This window comes from Nostoc parmelioides FACHB-3921 (genome assembly GCF_014696625.1).
GTDB classification, from domain to species: Bacteria; Cyanobacteriota; Cyanobacteriia; order Cyanobacteriales; family Nostocaceae; genus Trichormus; species Trichormus parmelioides.
Genome location: NZ_JACJQL010000001.1, coordinates 183679 through 198053, shown reverse-complemented (window position 1 = coordinate 198053; position 14375 = coordinate 183679). Strand labels below are relative to the sequence as shown.

The window sequence follows — 14375 nt, the reverse complement described above, 5'->3', positions numbered from 1 at the left end:
TGACTGAAAGTAAATCTAATATTGTGTAATTGTTTCCATAAATGCTGCTTGATCAGGAAATACTTCAAAAACTTTTGATGTATCGCTCAATTCAAGAATCATCTTAATTTGTTCGTTGATTGAGCAGAGTGCCAATCTAACCTTTTTCTGTCGGACTGTTTTTAGTGTTAATAGTAAAGTGCCAAATCCAGAGCTATCCATAAAGGTAACAGATTGAAAATCAATCAAAAAAGTTGTGATATCTGATGTAATATTTTTGCTTATTTCTTCATGAATTTGCCTGCCTTTTCTACCATCGAAAAAACCACTAGGTTGAATAATCTTCATGTTTACATTGGAATACATATCTCTCCTGATAAATAGAATTTGTGTATATAAGTAACATGAAATCCACGGTTGATGAATTTTGTGATGCAGTTACTTAATAAATATGGTAAATTAGCACCCTCGTATAAATAATATTCACGCAGTTTAATTCCTCAGTATCTTGCATTTGGTAGTTAAACTTTAGCTACTATATTTTTCTTGAGAAATAAGCAGTTTCTCCCTTCTAGTTCACGAGTATAACTAACTGTCCAAGCATAGTCTCTCCTCAATTTGAGGAAAAATATACAACCCCAATGAGCTTCATGATCTAAAGGATTAAATGCCTGGTCGTTGGTTTTTTCTCTAAGCTTTTCTAAAGCTGCTTCAAAATTAAAAACATCGCCTTGATCCCAAATACAAATCTGGAAATATTGGGGATCAAGTGTCACCGCTAACTCAACAGGAGTTAGCGGATTTAGGTGTTTGTGGGCATGACGAACTGCATTTGTAAAGCCCTCAATTAATGCAGTTTGACCTTCTATCCATATTTGATATGGTAGTTGTTTATCGTTGAATTGTTCAAACCATTCTACAACTGTTGCTAGTGCATCCCAGTCACTGGCAACTTGTAGAGTAGAATGGTGGGTTTGTGAATCTGTTTGCGGTGACATTTAGACTGCCCCTGAATCCTTTTTAAAAACAACTATGATTGTTTTTAAAATTAACTTTAGATCGTAAACTAAACTCCAATTATTTTGATAACGCAAATCTAGTTGAATGACATCCTCAAAATTACGAATCTTTGAACGGCCATTGACTTGCCATTCACCACTCAGTCCAGGCTTGACATCCAGTCTTTGCCAATTGGCTACTTCATAATGTTCTAATTCATTGGGAGTTGGTGGACGAGTTCCGACCAAACTCATATCTCCTGTGAGAATATTCCAAAATTGGGGAAATTCATCTAAGCTAGTTTTACGTAAGAAGCGACCGACGCGGGTAATTCGTGGGTCGTTGTCATTTTTAAAGAAAGCACCAGAAGCTTGGTTAGGTATAGTATCTTTGAGTGCTTCTGCATTTGTCACCATCGAGCGGAACTTCCAGATGCGAAATCGTCGCCCCATCCAACCGCAACGAGTTTGGCTAAACAATACAGGCCCAGGACTATCGAGTTTAATAGCGATCGCTATCGGTACAAACAGCACGGCGGTAACACTCAAGCCGATGACAGCCCCCACAATGTCGATCGCTCGTTTCATAGGCGATCGCACCGATGGATGGGTTAAGGGTGGACGCTGCTCAATTTTGCGTGTTGCTGTTGGGATAATTGCGTCTGTATTGTCTTCGATGTTCAATATCTGCTCCAAACCTACAAGAGAAAAAGCCAATTTAACTTGAGGATGAATGCTCCAAAAGATTAATTCAATCTTTTTGGCTTGTGCCGATTTATGATTACTAATTAATGACCCCACACCACTACTATCAATAATTGTGGTTTGTCCAAAATCTAAGATGATTTTTTGTAAGCCAGGGTCTTCTATCCAGCTTTGAAAATACTCACGGAAAGAAATAGCTTCAATTACCGTTAATCTTGGCGGTAACTGCACTAATAAAGTGCCATTAATCCGAGTCATAACGAGAGAGATGGGGGTTTTAGTATGAGGGCTAATCATTTGGATATACCTGCTGATAATTCTTTGAAGGGTTGAGCAAAACGGTTTTCTAGACTTTGGCAAAGAGCGATCGCCGAAGCATGGGAAACATCGGCAACTGAGACTTGTCTGGGAGCTTGAATAAATCGCACCAAATCACCAGGCGACCAAGCAACAGGAACATTAATTTGTGATAAAGCTAAACCAAGTTCTACTTGATGATCATCAACGTGTTCCTGATATTGCTGAGAGCGAGAAACCAAAATATAAGGCTTATCCAAAGAATCCAACAGTAGTAAAGTTCCTTCACCACAATGAGCAATGACAATTCGCGCTTGATGAATTAACTCCTGAAATTTCTCTTCTTTGAGGAAACGATAAACCCTAGCCCCAGCAGGTAAAATTGTCGAGTTACCATACTGCACTACAATTTCTTCTTGAATTAATTCAGTCTGTAGTAATACTTCAATCCACGACATGAGGCGATTAAAAGGATATTGTTCTGTACCAACTGTGACCAAAATCATAAACTTTCTTGAGGAACGATTAATTCGGCTTGAGGATAACGAGTTTGCAGTTGCGGCCACTGCACATATAAAACGCTGAGAAAAGGTAAAACTAATCTGGCGGATAAACTCAAAGTACTAATCCGCGTCACCGATTCGACAAACACTGTCTGACTACCAAATAATTTGCCAAGAATGAGAAAAGGGACAGCCACACCAGCACCAGTAGACAATATTAAATCTGGTTTGGTTTTGCTAATTACTTGAAATGCTAGTAGTAAATTTCTGAACAAATTGGGTAAATTGCGATTGGTGGGACTATAAGCCCAATACACTTTTTCTTCAGTTAAGGAAGCTTGTGTAGTTGCAGTTTTAAAAGTTACCCAGACTCGTTCGTGATTTTCCCAAAAAGGTTGCAATTGCTGTAGTCCTTTAAAATGTCCACCGGAGGAGCAAATTAGTAACACTTTCATAGATTCTGTTTTGATTTTTGGAGTTATTTAGGTTGGTAATTGGTAATTGGTAATTGGTGATTTGTATTTATAGCTTTTATCTTTCAGATTGATGGCTTAAGAATTTTTTCTTTTTGGATACGTTGTTCTTGGCTTTTTCCGGTTATTTGCATGATCAATTTCTCTAAGGGTTGGTATGCAAATTGTGGTAGAAGCCAGAGTAAATAGGCTGCAACAAAGGAGATGAAGGTGCGATGAGGTTCTTCTAGAAAAATCCGCCAATGGAGTTTCACGGCTTGGTGTAGTAAACTAACTGCGAGTGCAGGCGATCGCCCTCTTGTCGCCCGACGAGCTAAATATCTTAGTTGATAGGCTTTAGCTTTATTGCCCCAACACTTGATAAATTCAGGGTTATAGGCTTGGGTTTTAACTAGAATCCGTTCCCAGGATTCATACTGTTTGATAACATTGGCTGATAAACCTCCCATGTTGACGCGGTAGAGGGTGAGAGCTTCGGGTATCCCCTCTATTTTCCAAGTAGTTTGGAGAGCAATTCGCAGCCAGCATTCAATATCTTCTGATTGACGAAAACTGTCATCAAAGTAAAAATCTTCTACTTCCCCGTAAAGGTTCTCTTGAAACTTGATAGCATCCAAAACAGCCCGACGAATCACCACTGAAGAACCATTACTAATAGGATTACGACAGAACAAATATTCTGGTGTAATGTCAGTTAATTTAGGCATTTGATAAATACCCAGAGGCTTACCTTGATCATCAATCAGACTGGAACGAGAAAAACTCACCCCTACATCTGGCGATCGCTCAAAATGTTCTAAATGCTTGGCTAACTTCTCCGGTAACCAAAGGTCATCACTATCAACAAATGCTAAATATTCCCCTCGCGCATGACGAATACCTGTATTTCTCGCCCCAGCCAACCCGCGATTCTGTTGATGAATAATCCTGATGCGTTCATCCTGAAATTGCTTGCAGATATCAATACTCTTATCTGTAGAACCATCATCAACAATGATAATTTCCAAGTCTCGATATGTTTGCGCCAGCACAGACCGCAACGTCTCAGCTACCGAGCTTTCAGAATTGTAAACAGGAATAATTACAGACAAATTCATAATTCGTAATCACCTCTGCAAAGGCTTGCGCCTACATACTTCATAATTCAAGATTTGGCGTTGTTTATTTTGAATTGATTCATACCTCATTCAGCAACGCCAAGACTCTTATCACCCTCTGCGTCTGCGCGTCTGTGCGTGTTAAATCCAAAAATTCTCTCCATCACCAACGCCCCAAATACCGCCAGCAAAGTAAAAAAAGTACGCTGTGGTTGGTGAAAAAATAACCGCCAATCGGAAATTAAAGCACGGGTAATAAAATCCACCCCTACCCGTGCTGGTAACTTCAAACGAAAAGCCCGCCGAGCTAAATAACGTAGATGCAGAGCCTGAGCTAAAGCAAAATGATTATGCACCAATTGAGGTGCATAAATTCTCGCCCTGTTAACAAGTTGCTTCCAACCAGCTTCCATATAGTACAAGTTGGAAGACAGTCCACCAGAACTTGTGCGGTAGCGCGTCAACACTTGGTTGATTCCCTGGATTTGCCAATCAGTGGTAGAACTCACCCTGAGTAGCCATTCCAAATCTTCGGAATAGCTCATGTCCAAACAGAAGCCCCCCACTTGGGTAAACACTTCTTTCCGAATCACCCAGTTAGAAGTGGTAGTTGTTGGGTTTTCTGAAAGGAAATATTCGGGTTTTAAGTTGTTTAAACGAGAAGTGGATACTTGTCCAGTTGGTTCACCAGCCTGATCGAGTATTTCTACTTGAGCAAAGCTGACTCCTAAGCGAGAATTGGACTGAAAATGTTGCCAGTGCTGACTGAGTTTGTCAGGTAGCCATTGATCATCCGCATCTAGAAAGGCGATGATTTGACCTTGGCTATGAGCGACACCCTGATTACGAGCAGCAGAAACTCCCTGATTGGTCTGATTAATTAGATAGATGCGATTGCTCGTTTTTTGATGTTCTCTGACAATTTCAATTGTGTCATCCGTAGAACCATCATTAATTATCAGTAATTCCCAATGGGGGAAAGTTTGCTTTTCTACAGAGGCGATCGCATCCGGCAAAAATTTAGCAGCATTGTAAGCGGGAATAATGACTGAGATCAATATGCTTGTGTTGGTCATCCCTTCACCTCCTGCAAAAATTTAGGTAGGACTTGCCTAGTTGCCCAAATAGTGTATAGAGGCTGCAAAATTAGGTGGGTTGCGGTCACGGCGATCGCTGCACCTAAAATACCCCAATTGGTTCCCAGGGAAATCGCTATAGCCAAACACATAGTAAACACTAGATTCCAGCGTAATTCGATTTGTGGTTGACCAAAGGCGCGGAACATCAAAGAAGCAGCATCAGCAAAGGGACGGGATAAAGCCGAACAACAAATCAGAATTAAAATCGGGACGGCTCCTCGTTCCACCCATTTATGACCAAATATTAAAGGAACATAGAAGGGGGCTAAACTAGATTGGAATATGACTAATGGCACAATCATCAAGGCTATTTTGCGTAGGCTCTGCATATAGCGTTGGGTAAATAACGTTGCCTGAGAATTGAGATCACATAGGTCAGAGAACAACGATACTCTGATAGCATTTATTACACTTAGGCTCAGTCCTAATCCGGCATTAAATGCAAAATAATATACACCTAAAGCCTGGACACTGAGGAAACGTCCAATTAAGAGATAATCTACGTTTTCCCGAAAGATGGTAAGTAACTCAATTCCCAGAACACGGGAAGCAAAAGAGGTAATTTTTCCACCTCCAGCGAAAGTCAAAGATTTAGTCATTCGCCAAGGATGATATTTGAATGTGAGAATAATCCAGATGGGTGCAACCAAAAACTTAGGTAAAACGATCGCCCACATTCCCATTCCCGATAAAGCTAAGATTGCCGTCAAAACATTATCGGTGGATACTTGCACCGAAGTAATTAAGGCCAATATATTCAGGCGATTTTCCCTTCTGATTAATGCCGTTTGTACCATCGCCAGGGGATAGATTAAGTAAGTGATGGCGATGAGACAAATCGGGAGAATGAGTTGGGAATTGTTATAGAATTGGGCGATCGCCAAGGATGCTAAACATTGAAAGGTAAACAAAACACCAGCAATCAACCAGTTCAACCCGTAAGCAGTGCGGCATAATTCTTCCACCTCGGAAGCATCCGCCTGGACTATTTTGTCAGCAATTCCATTGCGGGTAAAAACACGGATAAATTCGTAAGTCATTAAGACAATGGCTGCAAGTCCGTAATCCTCAGCGCTGAGAAACCGCGCCAGAATGACGGTAGTAATCAGTCTAAACACGCGGATAACTAATTCCGCCGCCCCCATCCAGCCAATATTGCGGATAAAGCGGTCTTGAAACAGGCGTTGCTGTAGAGTTTGTATTCGGTTCATTTAAACTCCCTCAAGACCTGTTCCCAAGCATCCACATAATCATCCCAGGCTTGTGCAGCGCTGAATCTGCCTTGCTGTCCCCAGGATTTGCGTTGTTCCGGGGAGGCTTGAATCATTTGTATAATGGCATCTGCCAACAGTTGACAATTCTCTGACTGAAACTGAATCCCGCAATTCTTTGCTTGTTCAGTCAGACCATCAACATCACTCACCAGAACAGGTCTAGCAGCCGCGCGAGCCTCTAAACAAACATTACCCCAAGGTTCCCATCGTGAAGGTATAACAACCGCGTCACAACGGCTTAAAAGCCCTGGAACATCATCAATTTTTCCCAGAAAGTGAATATGGGGATGATTATTAGCTAAAGTTTTCAGCGATCGCTCGTCTGGCCCCTGTCCTCCTAAGAGCAACTGTACAGAACCAATAGGTAATAACCGCACCGCTTCAATTAGGCGATCAAACCCTTTTTGATGAGTAAAGCGTCCATAAGCAGCCAGAGTAAATAGTTCGTCCGAGTTAGCCTTTTCTGGTACTTGCAAAAACGGATCTAAATTGCGACTAGAGCGAATCAAGCGCACCTTTTCCGGTGGAACTAATCGCGCAGACTCCAGCCAATGCTGTTGTCCTTCGGAGATGGATACAACCCGATCCATCAGCCGATAGTTCAGGCGTAACATGGCGCGAAATCGCCATGTAGAGGGGACTTGATGCTGTTCAAACCCGGCACTGTAGTGATGTTCTATCAATATTCGGGCTTTCGCCTTCCAGGTTAATAAATCTGGAATACCCTTCCAAGATGAGGCACGATGTAACACCAGTAAATCAGGTTGCCAACTTTTCACAGTATCTTTTGCTTGGTCTTGAGTCACCAATTGAAACTCTACCCAAGATGACAACCGTGTCTGCGCCAAGCTGGCTAGAGTAGCGCGAATCCCGCCTGTCCACCCCATGCCTTGAGAACCAAGGATATGCAGCACTTTCATGAGGCAAATACCTGTAGTGGTTGTTGACTGCTACTTTGAGACAGAATGCGTTCTTGGTAGGCTTGGGCGATAGTTGCGGCGTGGGCTGACCAAGTATATTTTTTCACTTGCTGGAAACGTATTGATAGGTCTGGTGTGGCTTCTGGGTGATTGAGCAAATCGCTAATGGTTTTAGCCCAGATATCCGGTTTACCCACTGGACAGTAAACAGCAGCATCACCTCCTACTTCCCGCAACACAGGAATATCACTCACAACAATGATGCTGCCACAGGCTAAGGCTTCAATCAGAGGCATTCCAAAGCCTTCGGCTTCACTGGTCATTAATACTACTGCTGCCCGCCGATAAAGTTCTGCCAAATCCTTTTGTTCTAAGCGTGGGAATAATCGGATACCATGACGAATCCCCAACCGATCTATTCGCGCCTGCATATCAGGTTCCCATTCTGCCCCGACCCTGACCAACAGTAAGTCTGGGTGGTGATAGCGTAGACGGGCGTAGGTTTCTAGTAAAACATCAAGGCGTTTACGTTGAAGATTGACGCTGATATTCAACAAAAAAGGGCGATCGCCTATTTTCTCTTGAATAATAGCAGCCATATTTGCATTGCTCTCATGAGGAGAAAATTCACGGGCAATTCCTAGAGGAACTTGGACTAGCTTATCGGGGCTGATCAATTGATAGTGGAGAATTTCATCTCGCACAGATTGGGTTGTGTAAAACATCACTGCCGCCTTGCAAAAACCATTCAAGGCATAGCGCTGCATGGTGTTATAGCGGATGGAACGGGGGTATTTATCTGGTTGCAAGATGGAGCGAAACACATCTAAATCGTGGCAAAATACCCCTGTGCGTTCTGGGGGTAGTATATTCACCAGTGAGGCATAACTTTGATCACAGATGTGGAAAAGATCAAACTGAGAAATTCGGGATTTGAGATGTCGGGGATAATCCCAAAAACGGTTTAACATTTTGTCTGTTTCCCTAGCAAATCCCATTTTCCCCAGTCGGGGTAACTGCCGCAATCGATAAGTATAGTCTGGTTGGATACGGGTAGTTTCTAAATCGGGATGCTCTGCACGGAGATGATCATAAAGACGGTCTCCGCAAACTAGCATACTGGGAGAAGCTTCGTCTCGAAAGTTGCTGACTACAGCTAGACGTGGGTGATTCATATTATTTAGGGGTGTAGGGGTGTAGGGGTTTAGGGGGGATAGGGGTTGAGAGAAATCTTTCTTTCGCTTACACTTTCACACCCCTAAATCCTGGCAACGCCAAGAAGCTTGTTTCTATCTTTTGAAAGCACTCATTAAAATCTTTCTGCACTTGAGTCCGAATGGCTACATGGTCAAATGTCTGCTCAGAAGTATGAGCGATCGCATCTATATAAGCATCCACATCAAACTCCTCTAGACTGCATCCAGGGATTCCCAGTCTTTCACTTAAGTCTCGGCCTTTGTTGGAGTAGTAGAGATTAAAAGGAACTCGCCCACTAGCTAGGGCTAAGACGGCTGTGTGATAACGGATGGCGACAATCACAGGAGAAATACTCAACGCACCCATCACCAATTCCCATTTAGCTAGGTCACTACTTACCGTAAAGGGATTGAATATTTTCAGTTGTGGTACTTGCCCAGAAATTTCCTCTGCTACAGCTAAATCGTTATCTGCACCGTAAGCTTGGGACTGAATCACTAATACAGGTTGATATTGACGTTCCCAGAGTTGACGGCACAGGTTAACTAATTGGCGTTGAAATTGTTGATTGTCATGGCTATACATCGAGTCAAAGGCGCGCAGTGAGATTAAGGCTGCCCTCTCTGGCATGATTTCTAGAGTCTGGAATATCTGCTTTGCTTGCGTTTGCGCCTGGGAACTGACACAAAGGCTAAAAGCAGCATCAAAGGAAAGAATGGCCTTGACTCCCGCTTGAGTTAAACGTTTATGACTTTCCACATCGCGGACACAGACAGCAGCCAACTTTCGTAAAGAACAAGCTAGAGCCTGAAAACTCAAGCCGTGACACGATCGCGGAATTGATTGTCCAAAGAGAAATGTTTGCTTAGGCGATCGCCTTAACTCCAACAAATTCCGAATGAAAGTTTTGGTAATCAAACCTTCACGGGCATTATTGAAAATATCACCACCTACACTAATATAGGCATCACAACGCCCAAGCTCCGGCAGAATCTGCAATCCTGGGATATATTCCGGTGTTGTATCTGAAAATTTGGCTACAACTTCCGCCCCAGATGCTAAAGCAGCTAAAGCGCTATAAATTGCCGCATCACCAATATTTAAAGTCGAATAAGTATTTACTAAACCAACGATGAGTCCCATGTTTAATTAACAGAGTGATGAATCTCTATTACTCTCTTCTCATGTTCCTGGGATATATCAGTATAAAAAAGTCTGGTTATTGATTAATTTTAGAGTTTAAAATATCTGGTGTAATTACATAAAAGTAATTTTATTTGTGAATTTTTATCCGTCTTATTACGTATTTCAAATATTGAGATACAGCTACAATAAGTAGTTATTTAATCATAGAGAAATTATTCTGATTCTAAAATTTTGAAAAGAATAAAGTATATATCGGCACTGAGATATTTACTTATTGTTATTACCGTAATCTATTGCCATAAAATAACTTATTTATTACATGAAAATAAAAAATACTGGGTCTTACTATGTCCAAACCTTTAATTATCACCACAATTCTTGTCAGCTTGAGTCTATCTACACCGTGTTTAGCTTTGCCCCTATCTCCAGGCGATCGCCTGAAAGTGAGTATTCCGGAAGGCCAGGAGTTTAGCGGGATTTTTGAGGTGAATTTAGAGGGAAACCTGGAAATCCCCTATCTACCGCCTTTGCTTGTGGCTGGTTTAGAACCAGGGGAAGTACAGATGAACCTGAAAACAGCTTTGATTGAGCGAGGCTTTTTTCAACCTTCTTTTTTGCAGGTAAGTGTGAATGTGGTGCAGTGGTCACCGATTGTGGTGTTTGTCAGTGGATCAACATTTTTACCGGGAAGAGTATTCATTAATGAACTTTCCCCAGGAGAAAAAACCCAGCCTCCTGTTCCTGTAACTGGACAATACCCCCCCAATCGTTATTTAGCCGCCGCCATTCGTGATGCTGGTGGAGTTACACCCACAGCTGACATTAAAAATGTGCAGTTAATTCGTAATGGAGAGACGCGCACTATTGATTTATCGGGGATATTTACTGGTGAACCTTTTGAAGATGTGCCATTAATTGCCGGCGATCGCATTATCGTTCCCGATTCAGGCAAAATGAATAATGACCTCGTGCGTCCCTCGCAAATTACGCCTACAGGGGTCAAGGTTTTTCTCTCCAATTTGACTGTACCAGCTACAGGCAACGGCGCTTCTTCTATTAGTCGTGATGCCACATCATTTCATTACGGCGCTCGTTTTTCTCATGCGGTGGTTGGAGCTAACTGTGCAGGCGGGACAAGAGGAACAAATGCCGGCAGAAAGGCTATTTTGGTGACTACAGACCAGTTAACCGGGAAAACTTCTTATTTAGAGCGTCGTGTGGACGATATTTTGATGCGTTCTACTGACGATACCAATAACCCCTTCTTAAAAGCGAATGATAGTGTAGCCTGCTATGACTCAAGAGTTGTTCAATTCCGGGATGTGATCCAAACAATCTTATCTCCCATTCCAATTTTGCGAGATTTATTCAAATGAAGAGACAACTTTTGATTGTGCCAATAGTCAAGTTAAAAAATCTGCTGACAGGCCGTTGGCTGCGTTATGCAGTTCTCAGTATCGCCGGGAACGCTCTCATCTGGGGAACTTCCATTCAATATTTAAAAGTCACCAAACCAACTTATACAAGCGAGTTCGCCCTAATCCTCTCTGGTGCTAGTTTTGGTGTTAACGTCAACCTACCAGGAATTGGTCAGGCAACATCTTCTAGTAGTTCTGCTATTGGTAGTTCTACTTATGATGCTAGGGCTAACTATGAATATATTTTTACCAGTGAAGCAGTCTTAAAAAAAGCCGCAGCGATCGCCAAAATACCAGAAGAACAATTTAGTAAACCCCGGATCAAACTGTTAGATAACAGTACAATCATGCAGTTTGAAGTCACAGGCAAAAGTCCCAAGGACGCACAAAATAAATCCCTGGCTCTATATCAGGCGATGGTGCATCAGATTACTGTTTTACGAACTGGAGAAATCAATCAGCGAAAATCCCCCACACAGAAAACCTTACTTTCATCTCAACAAAAACTAGAACAAGCACAGAAGCACCTTTCGGAATACAAATTACGTTCGGGTCTAAGTTTTCCCGATCAAATAGGCAACTTGTCATCTAACATTGAACAGTTGCGACGACAAAGAGCCGAAGCCAGAGCGCAAGAAAACGCTACCAGCCAAAAATTACAGCAGCTAGCTAAAAATATAGGACTGTCTCCCCAAGAAGCCGCAGATGCTTTTTTGCTGCGAGTAGACCAAATTTTTCAACAGAATCTCAAAGACTACAGTGAAGCAACCACAACTCTAGAAATTTTAATGACTAAATATGGCCCCAACCATCCCCAGGTGGTAAAGGAAAAAATTAGGCAGGAGGCTGCTTTAGCAGCGCTACTAGAACGTAGTCAAATTCTCTTAGAAAAACCTATGACTACAACTATCTTGAGCCGTTTAGCCTTAGCGGTGAATGGCTCTGGTCGAGATACTTTATTTCAGAATTTAGTTACCTACCAATCTGATCAAAAAGGACTCCAGTCCCAGGTAAAAACTTTAGATTCAGAAATTCAGCGTTTAGAAAAACGGTTAGAAATTCTCTCTCAACGCCAATCTACTCTAGAAAATCTAAAGCGGGATGTGCAGATTGCAGAAGCTATGTTTGCCTCTACCCTCACCAAATTAGATTTGGGACAAGGAGATATTTTTGCAGCCTATCCTTTAGTGCAGATGTTGGTAGAACCTAATCTTCCCGATCAACCCACTGCACCCAAAAAAGGCTTTATTTTAGCTGGCTCTGCGGCTGGTTCTATCTTTTCCACCCTTGGCTTGTGCTTGGTGTGGATTCGTAAACCTTGGATAGAAAAGTTATCTAAGTGGTTATCTTAATAATTCGGAATCGAAGCTGATGTGAACAATTTTTAATGTTATGAGGGATGTGCGGAAGGAATGAATGTTAAAGCTATTTAAACCAAGCAAAAACGATGATATCCAGCCAGAGAATGTACCAGAAAAAGTTGTTTGGTGGGCGATCGCTAATACCTATTATATTTGGGTTTTCGGTGGACTATACGTTGTCGGCTCCGTTATGGGTTGGGTGCTGTTACTATTTTTAATAATTAAAATTTTGGCTCAAACCAAGGACACACCACCGGAGGAAAAAATCACTATCTCTTGGATTCTTTGGGTTTGGATTGTGGGAATGTTCTTCATGGAAGTAGCTTTAATTGCGGGACATTTAGATTACAATTTGCCTACGAGTCTAATAATTAAATCTTCCATTGGTTGGGCTAAAGGTTGGGCGGCGCTGGCTCTCTATCCCTTAGCTGGGTGCTTGAAAATCCGTCCGCAAATAATTTATCGGGCTGTTTGCATTGTCGGTTTTCATACCCTCATCATTACCCCTTTCTTACTATTAACCCCTTCTCTGCATTTACCCCAAATTCTCTACGTTTCGCCACTCAAAGCAGTAGGGGGGCCTGGCAATGAATTTTTTGATGTACCTCTTTACGAAATAGACGGTAGTACAGGAGACTTACGCTGGCGACTATTTACACCTTGGGGGCCTGCGTTAGGTTTTGTGGGTAATGTTTACTTTATGCTGGCGCTGCAAGAAAAAGATAAAAAATGGCGCACCTTTGGATTAATCGGCTCAGTCTTGATGTGCTTTGTTTGTAAGTCTCGGTTAGCTCAGGTTTGTATAATCATTATTCCCTTACTAACAAAAATTCTTTCTGGTTTGAATCGACCACGAATCTTGATTGGGCTGGGATTTTTCAGCTACCTGGGGGGTATTTTCTCCCCATCAATAATTCTCGCTTTTAATAATTTTTGGGAAGGATTCAAAGCCGCACGCGCAGGTTCTACAAGAGTACGTATGGCACTCAAGCGAATTGCAGTACATCGCTGGCAAACAGAAGCCCCTATTTGGGGACATGGGGTAGTTGAAGATGGCCCCCACATTGTGGAACATATGCCCATCGGTTCACATCATACTTGGGCTGGTGTGTTGTTTGTTAAAGGAATTGTAGGGTTTATAGCACTTGCTCTACCAATGGGTTTAAGCTTCGTCTATTTATTAATCAAGTCAATGGATAGCAAATGCCCTAGCGCAAAAGTTGGCTTGAGTGTGGTGATGATTCTTTTTCTTTATACCTTTGGGGAAAATTTGGAAATACTAGTATATTTATATTGGCCTGGACTATTGGTAATGGGTATCGGTTGTCAAGAATAATCTAAATTCCGGCTGAGTTCGGGAAAAAATCACATCTGATACCAAGCTGTCAAAGCCACAGCCAAGGCATCAGCAGCATCATCTGGCTGAGGAATTTCTGCTAAATCTAACTCTCGTGCTACCGCCTCTTGTACTTCAGATTTATCAGCGTTACCATATCCCGTTAAAGCTAGCTTAATCTGTGCTGGTGTAAATTCGACATAAGGCAAATGGTGCTGTGCTAAGGCTAACATCACTACACCTCTGGCTTGTGCCACAACAATTGTACTTGACATACGATAGAAGAACAGTTTTTCGATTGCAACTACATCAGGTTGTAAATTATCAATCACGGTGTGCAAATCATCAAACAAAGTACATAAGCGTTGCCCAATCTCCATATCTGCTGAGGTTTTGATGACTCCAAAGTCCAAGACATTAACTTTTGTACTTTGTAGTTGGGTTAAGCCTGCTGTACAAGTAATTGCCCCAAATCCTAAAATTGCCAGTCCTGGGTCTAATCCTAAAATTCGCTTTTCCATTAAATTATCTT

Annotated in this window: 15 protein-coding genes; 3 read left to right on the top strand and 12 right to left on the bottom strand. The window is 42.0% G+C overall.

Features of this window, described 5'->3' with window-relative positions; all coding sequences use genetic code 11:
- Positions 1 to 15 precede the first annotated feature (15 nt).
- The 11 genes from H6G14_RS00795 to H6G14_RS00745 all read right to left on the bottom strand — a co-directional run bounded on the left by H6G14_RS00795 (position 16) and on the right by H6G14_RS00745 (position 9725).
- On the bottom strand, positions 16 to 345 hold the full coding sequence (locus H6G14_RS00795; RefSeq protein WP_190565253.1) for an STAS domain-containing protein: 330 nt from the start codon (positions 343 to 345) through the stop codon (positions 16 to 18).
- Between the two features lie 155 nt (positions 346 to 500).
- Entirely contained in the window at positions 501 to 977 is a 477-nt protein-coding gene (locus H6G14_RS00790; RefSeq protein WP_190565252.1) for an ATP-binding protein, read from the bottom strand.
- A complete protein-coding gene (locus tag H6G14_RS00785; RefSeq protein ID WP_190565251.1) occupies positions 978 to 1979 on the bottom strand; it encodes a sugar transferase in 1002 nt (333 codons plus the stop codon). It abuts the gene before it with no gap.
- Positions 1976 to 2485 carry a glycosyltransferase gene (locus H6G14_RS00780; RefSeq protein ID WP_190565250.1) on the bottom strand — a complete coding sequence of 170 codons (510 nt, stop codon included), beginning with the start codon at positions 2483 to 2485 and terminating at the stop codon, positions 1976 to 1978. Before H6G14_RS00780 ends, H6G14_RS00785 begins: the two co-directional genes overlap by 4 nt.
- On the bottom strand, positions 2482 to 2937 hold the full coding sequence (gene pssD, locus H6G14_RS00775) for a PssD/Cps14F family polysaccharide biosynthesis glycosyltransferase (protein WP_190565249.1): 456 nt from the start codon (positions 2935 to 2937) through the stop codon (positions 2482 to 2484). The genes H6G14_RS00780 and pssD overlap by 4 nt, the downstream gene beginning before the upstream one ends.
- 83 nt (positions 2938 to 3020) lie before the next feature.
- On the bottom strand, positions 3021 to 4052 hold the full coding sequence (locus H6G14_RS00770) for a glycosyltransferase family 2 protein (protein ID WP_190565248.1): 1032 nt from the start codon (positions 4050 to 4052) through the stop codon (positions 3021 to 3023).
- 86 nt (positions 4053 to 4138) lie between these two features.
- The gene (locus tag H6G14_RS00765; RefSeq protein WP_190565247.1) at positions 4139 to 5128 is read right to left on the bottom strand and encodes a glycosyltransferase family 2 protein; all 990 of its coding nucleotides are present in this window, start codon (positions 5126 to 5128) and stop codon (positions 4139 to 4141) included.
- Positions 5125 to 6402, bottom strand: coding sequence for a lipopolysaccharide biosynthesis protein (locus H6G14_RS00760; RefSeq protein WP_190565246.1), 1278 nt, complete (start codon positions 6400 to 6402; stop codon positions 5125 to 5127). Before H6G14_RS00760 ends, H6G14_RS00765 begins: the two co-directional genes overlap by 4 nt.
- Entirely contained in the window at positions 6399 to 7385 is a 987-nt protein-coding gene (locus H6G14_RS00755; protein WP_190565245.1) for a glycosyltransferase family 4 protein, read from the bottom strand. The genes H6G14_RS00760 and H6G14_RS00755 overlap by 4 nt, the downstream gene beginning before the upstream one ends.
- Positions 7382 to 8560 carry a glycosyltransferase gene (locus tag H6G14_RS00750; protein WP_190565244.1) on the bottom strand — a complete coding sequence of 393 codons (1179 nt, stop codon included), beginning with the start codon at positions 8558 to 8560 and terminating at the stop codon, positions 7382 to 7384. Before H6G14_RS00750 ends, H6G14_RS00755 begins: the two co-directional genes overlap by 4 nt.
- Positions 8561 to 8627: 67 nt before the next feature.
- Positions 8628 to 9725 (bottom strand): polysaccharide pyruvyl transferase family protein, encoded by a 1098-nt coding sequence (locus H6G14_RS00745; protein ID WP_190565243.1) that lies wholly within the window; start codon positions 9723 to 9725, stop codon positions 8628 to 8630.
- Positions 9726 to 10075: 350 nt separating this feature from the next.
- Between H6G14_RS00745 and H6G14_RS00740 the strand changes: the two genes are divergently transcribed.
- The 3 genes from H6G14_RS00740 to H6G14_RS00730 all read left to right on the top strand — a co-directional run bounded on the left by H6G14_RS00740 (position 10076) and on the right by H6G14_RS00730 (position 13843).
- On the top strand, positions 10076 to 11104 hold the full coding sequence (locus H6G14_RS00740) for a polysaccharide biosynthesis/export family protein (protein WP_190565242.1): 1029 nt from the start codon (positions 10076 to 10078) through the stop codon (positions 11102 to 11104).
- Complete coding sequence (locus tag H6G14_RS00735) at positions 11101 to 12498, top strand: GumC family protein (protein ID WP_190565241.1); 1398 nt, start codon at positions 11101 to 11103, stop codon at positions 12496 to 12498. Before H6G14_RS00740 ends, H6G14_RS00735 begins: the two co-directional genes overlap by 4 nt.
- A gap of 64 nt (positions 12499 to 12562) precedes the next feature.
- Complete coding sequence (locus H6G14_RS00730; protein WP_190565240.1) at positions 12563 to 13843, top strand: O-antigen ligase domain-containing protein; 1281 nt, start codon at positions 12563 to 12565, stop codon at positions 13841 to 13843.
- Positions 13844 to 13872: 29 nt separating this feature from the next.
- Here H6G14_RS00730 and ruvC read toward each other — a convergent pair whose 3' ends face one another.
- On the bottom strand, positions 13873 to 14364 hold the full coding sequence (gene ruvC / locus H6G14_RS00725) for a crossover junction endodeoxyribonuclease RuvC (RefSeq protein ID WP_190565239.1): 492 nt from the start codon (positions 14362 to 14364) through the stop codon (positions 13873 to 13875).
- Positions 14365 to 14375 lie beyond the last annotated feature (11 nt).

Coding starts and splice junctions, on each gene's coding strand:
- H6G14_RS00795 (WP_190565253.1), bottom strand. CDS start 345: ATGTATTCCAATGTAAACATGAAGATTATTCAACCTAGTGGTTTTTTC.
- H6G14_RS00790 (WP_190565252.1), bottom strand. CDS start 977: ATGTCACCGCAAACAGATTCACAAACCCACCATTCTACTCTACAAGTT.
- H6G14_RS00785 (WP_190565251.1), bottom strand. CDS start 1,979: ATGATTAGCCCTCATACTAAAACCCCCATCTCTCTCGTTATGACTCGG.
- H6G14_RS00780 (WP_190565250.1), bottom strand. CDS start 2,485: ATGATTTTGGTCACAGTTGGTACAGAACAATATCCTTTTAATCGCCTC.
- pssD (WP_190565249.1), bottom strand. CDS start 2,937: ATGAAAGTGTTACTAATTTGCTCCTCCGGTGGACATTTTAAAGGACTA.
- H6G14_RS00770 (WP_190565248.1), bottom strand. CDS start 4,052: ATGAATTTGTCTGTAATTATTCCTGTTTACAATTCTGAAAGCTCGGTA.
- H6G14_RS00765 (WP_190565247.1), bottom strand. CDS start 5,128: ATGACCAACACAAGCATATTGATCTCAGTCATTATTCCCGCTTACAAT.
- H6G14_RS00760 (WP_190565246.1), bottom strand. CDS start 6,402: ATGAACCGAATACAAACTCTACAGCAACGCCTGTTTCAAGACCGCTTT.
- H6G14_RS00755 (WP_190565245.1), bottom strand. CDS start 7,385: ATGAAAGTGCTGCATATCCTTGGTTCTCAAGGCATGGGGTGGACAGGC.
- H6G14_RS00750 (WP_190565244.1), bottom strand. CDS start 8,560: ATGAATCACCCACGTCTAGCTGTAGTCAGCAACTTTCGAGACGAAGCT.
- H6G14_RS00745 (WP_190565243.1), bottom strand. CDS start 9,725: ATGGGACTCATCGTTGGTTTAGTAAATACTTATTCGACTTTAAATATT.
- H6G14_RS00740 (WP_190565242.1), top strand. CDS start 10,076: ATGTCCAAACCTTTAATTATCACCACAATTCTTGTCAGCTTGAGTCTA.
- H6G14_RS00735 (WP_190565241.1), top strand. CDS start 11,101: ATGAAGAGACAACTTTTGATTGTGCCAATAGTCAAGTTAAAAAATCTG.
- H6G14_RS00730 (WP_190565240.1), top strand. CDS start 12,563: ATGTTAAAGCTATTTAAACCAAGCAAAAACGATGATATCCAGCCAGAG.
- ruvC (WP_190565239.1), bottom strand. CDS start 14,364: ATGGAAAAGCGAATTTTAGGATTAGACCCAGGACTGGCAATTTTAGGA.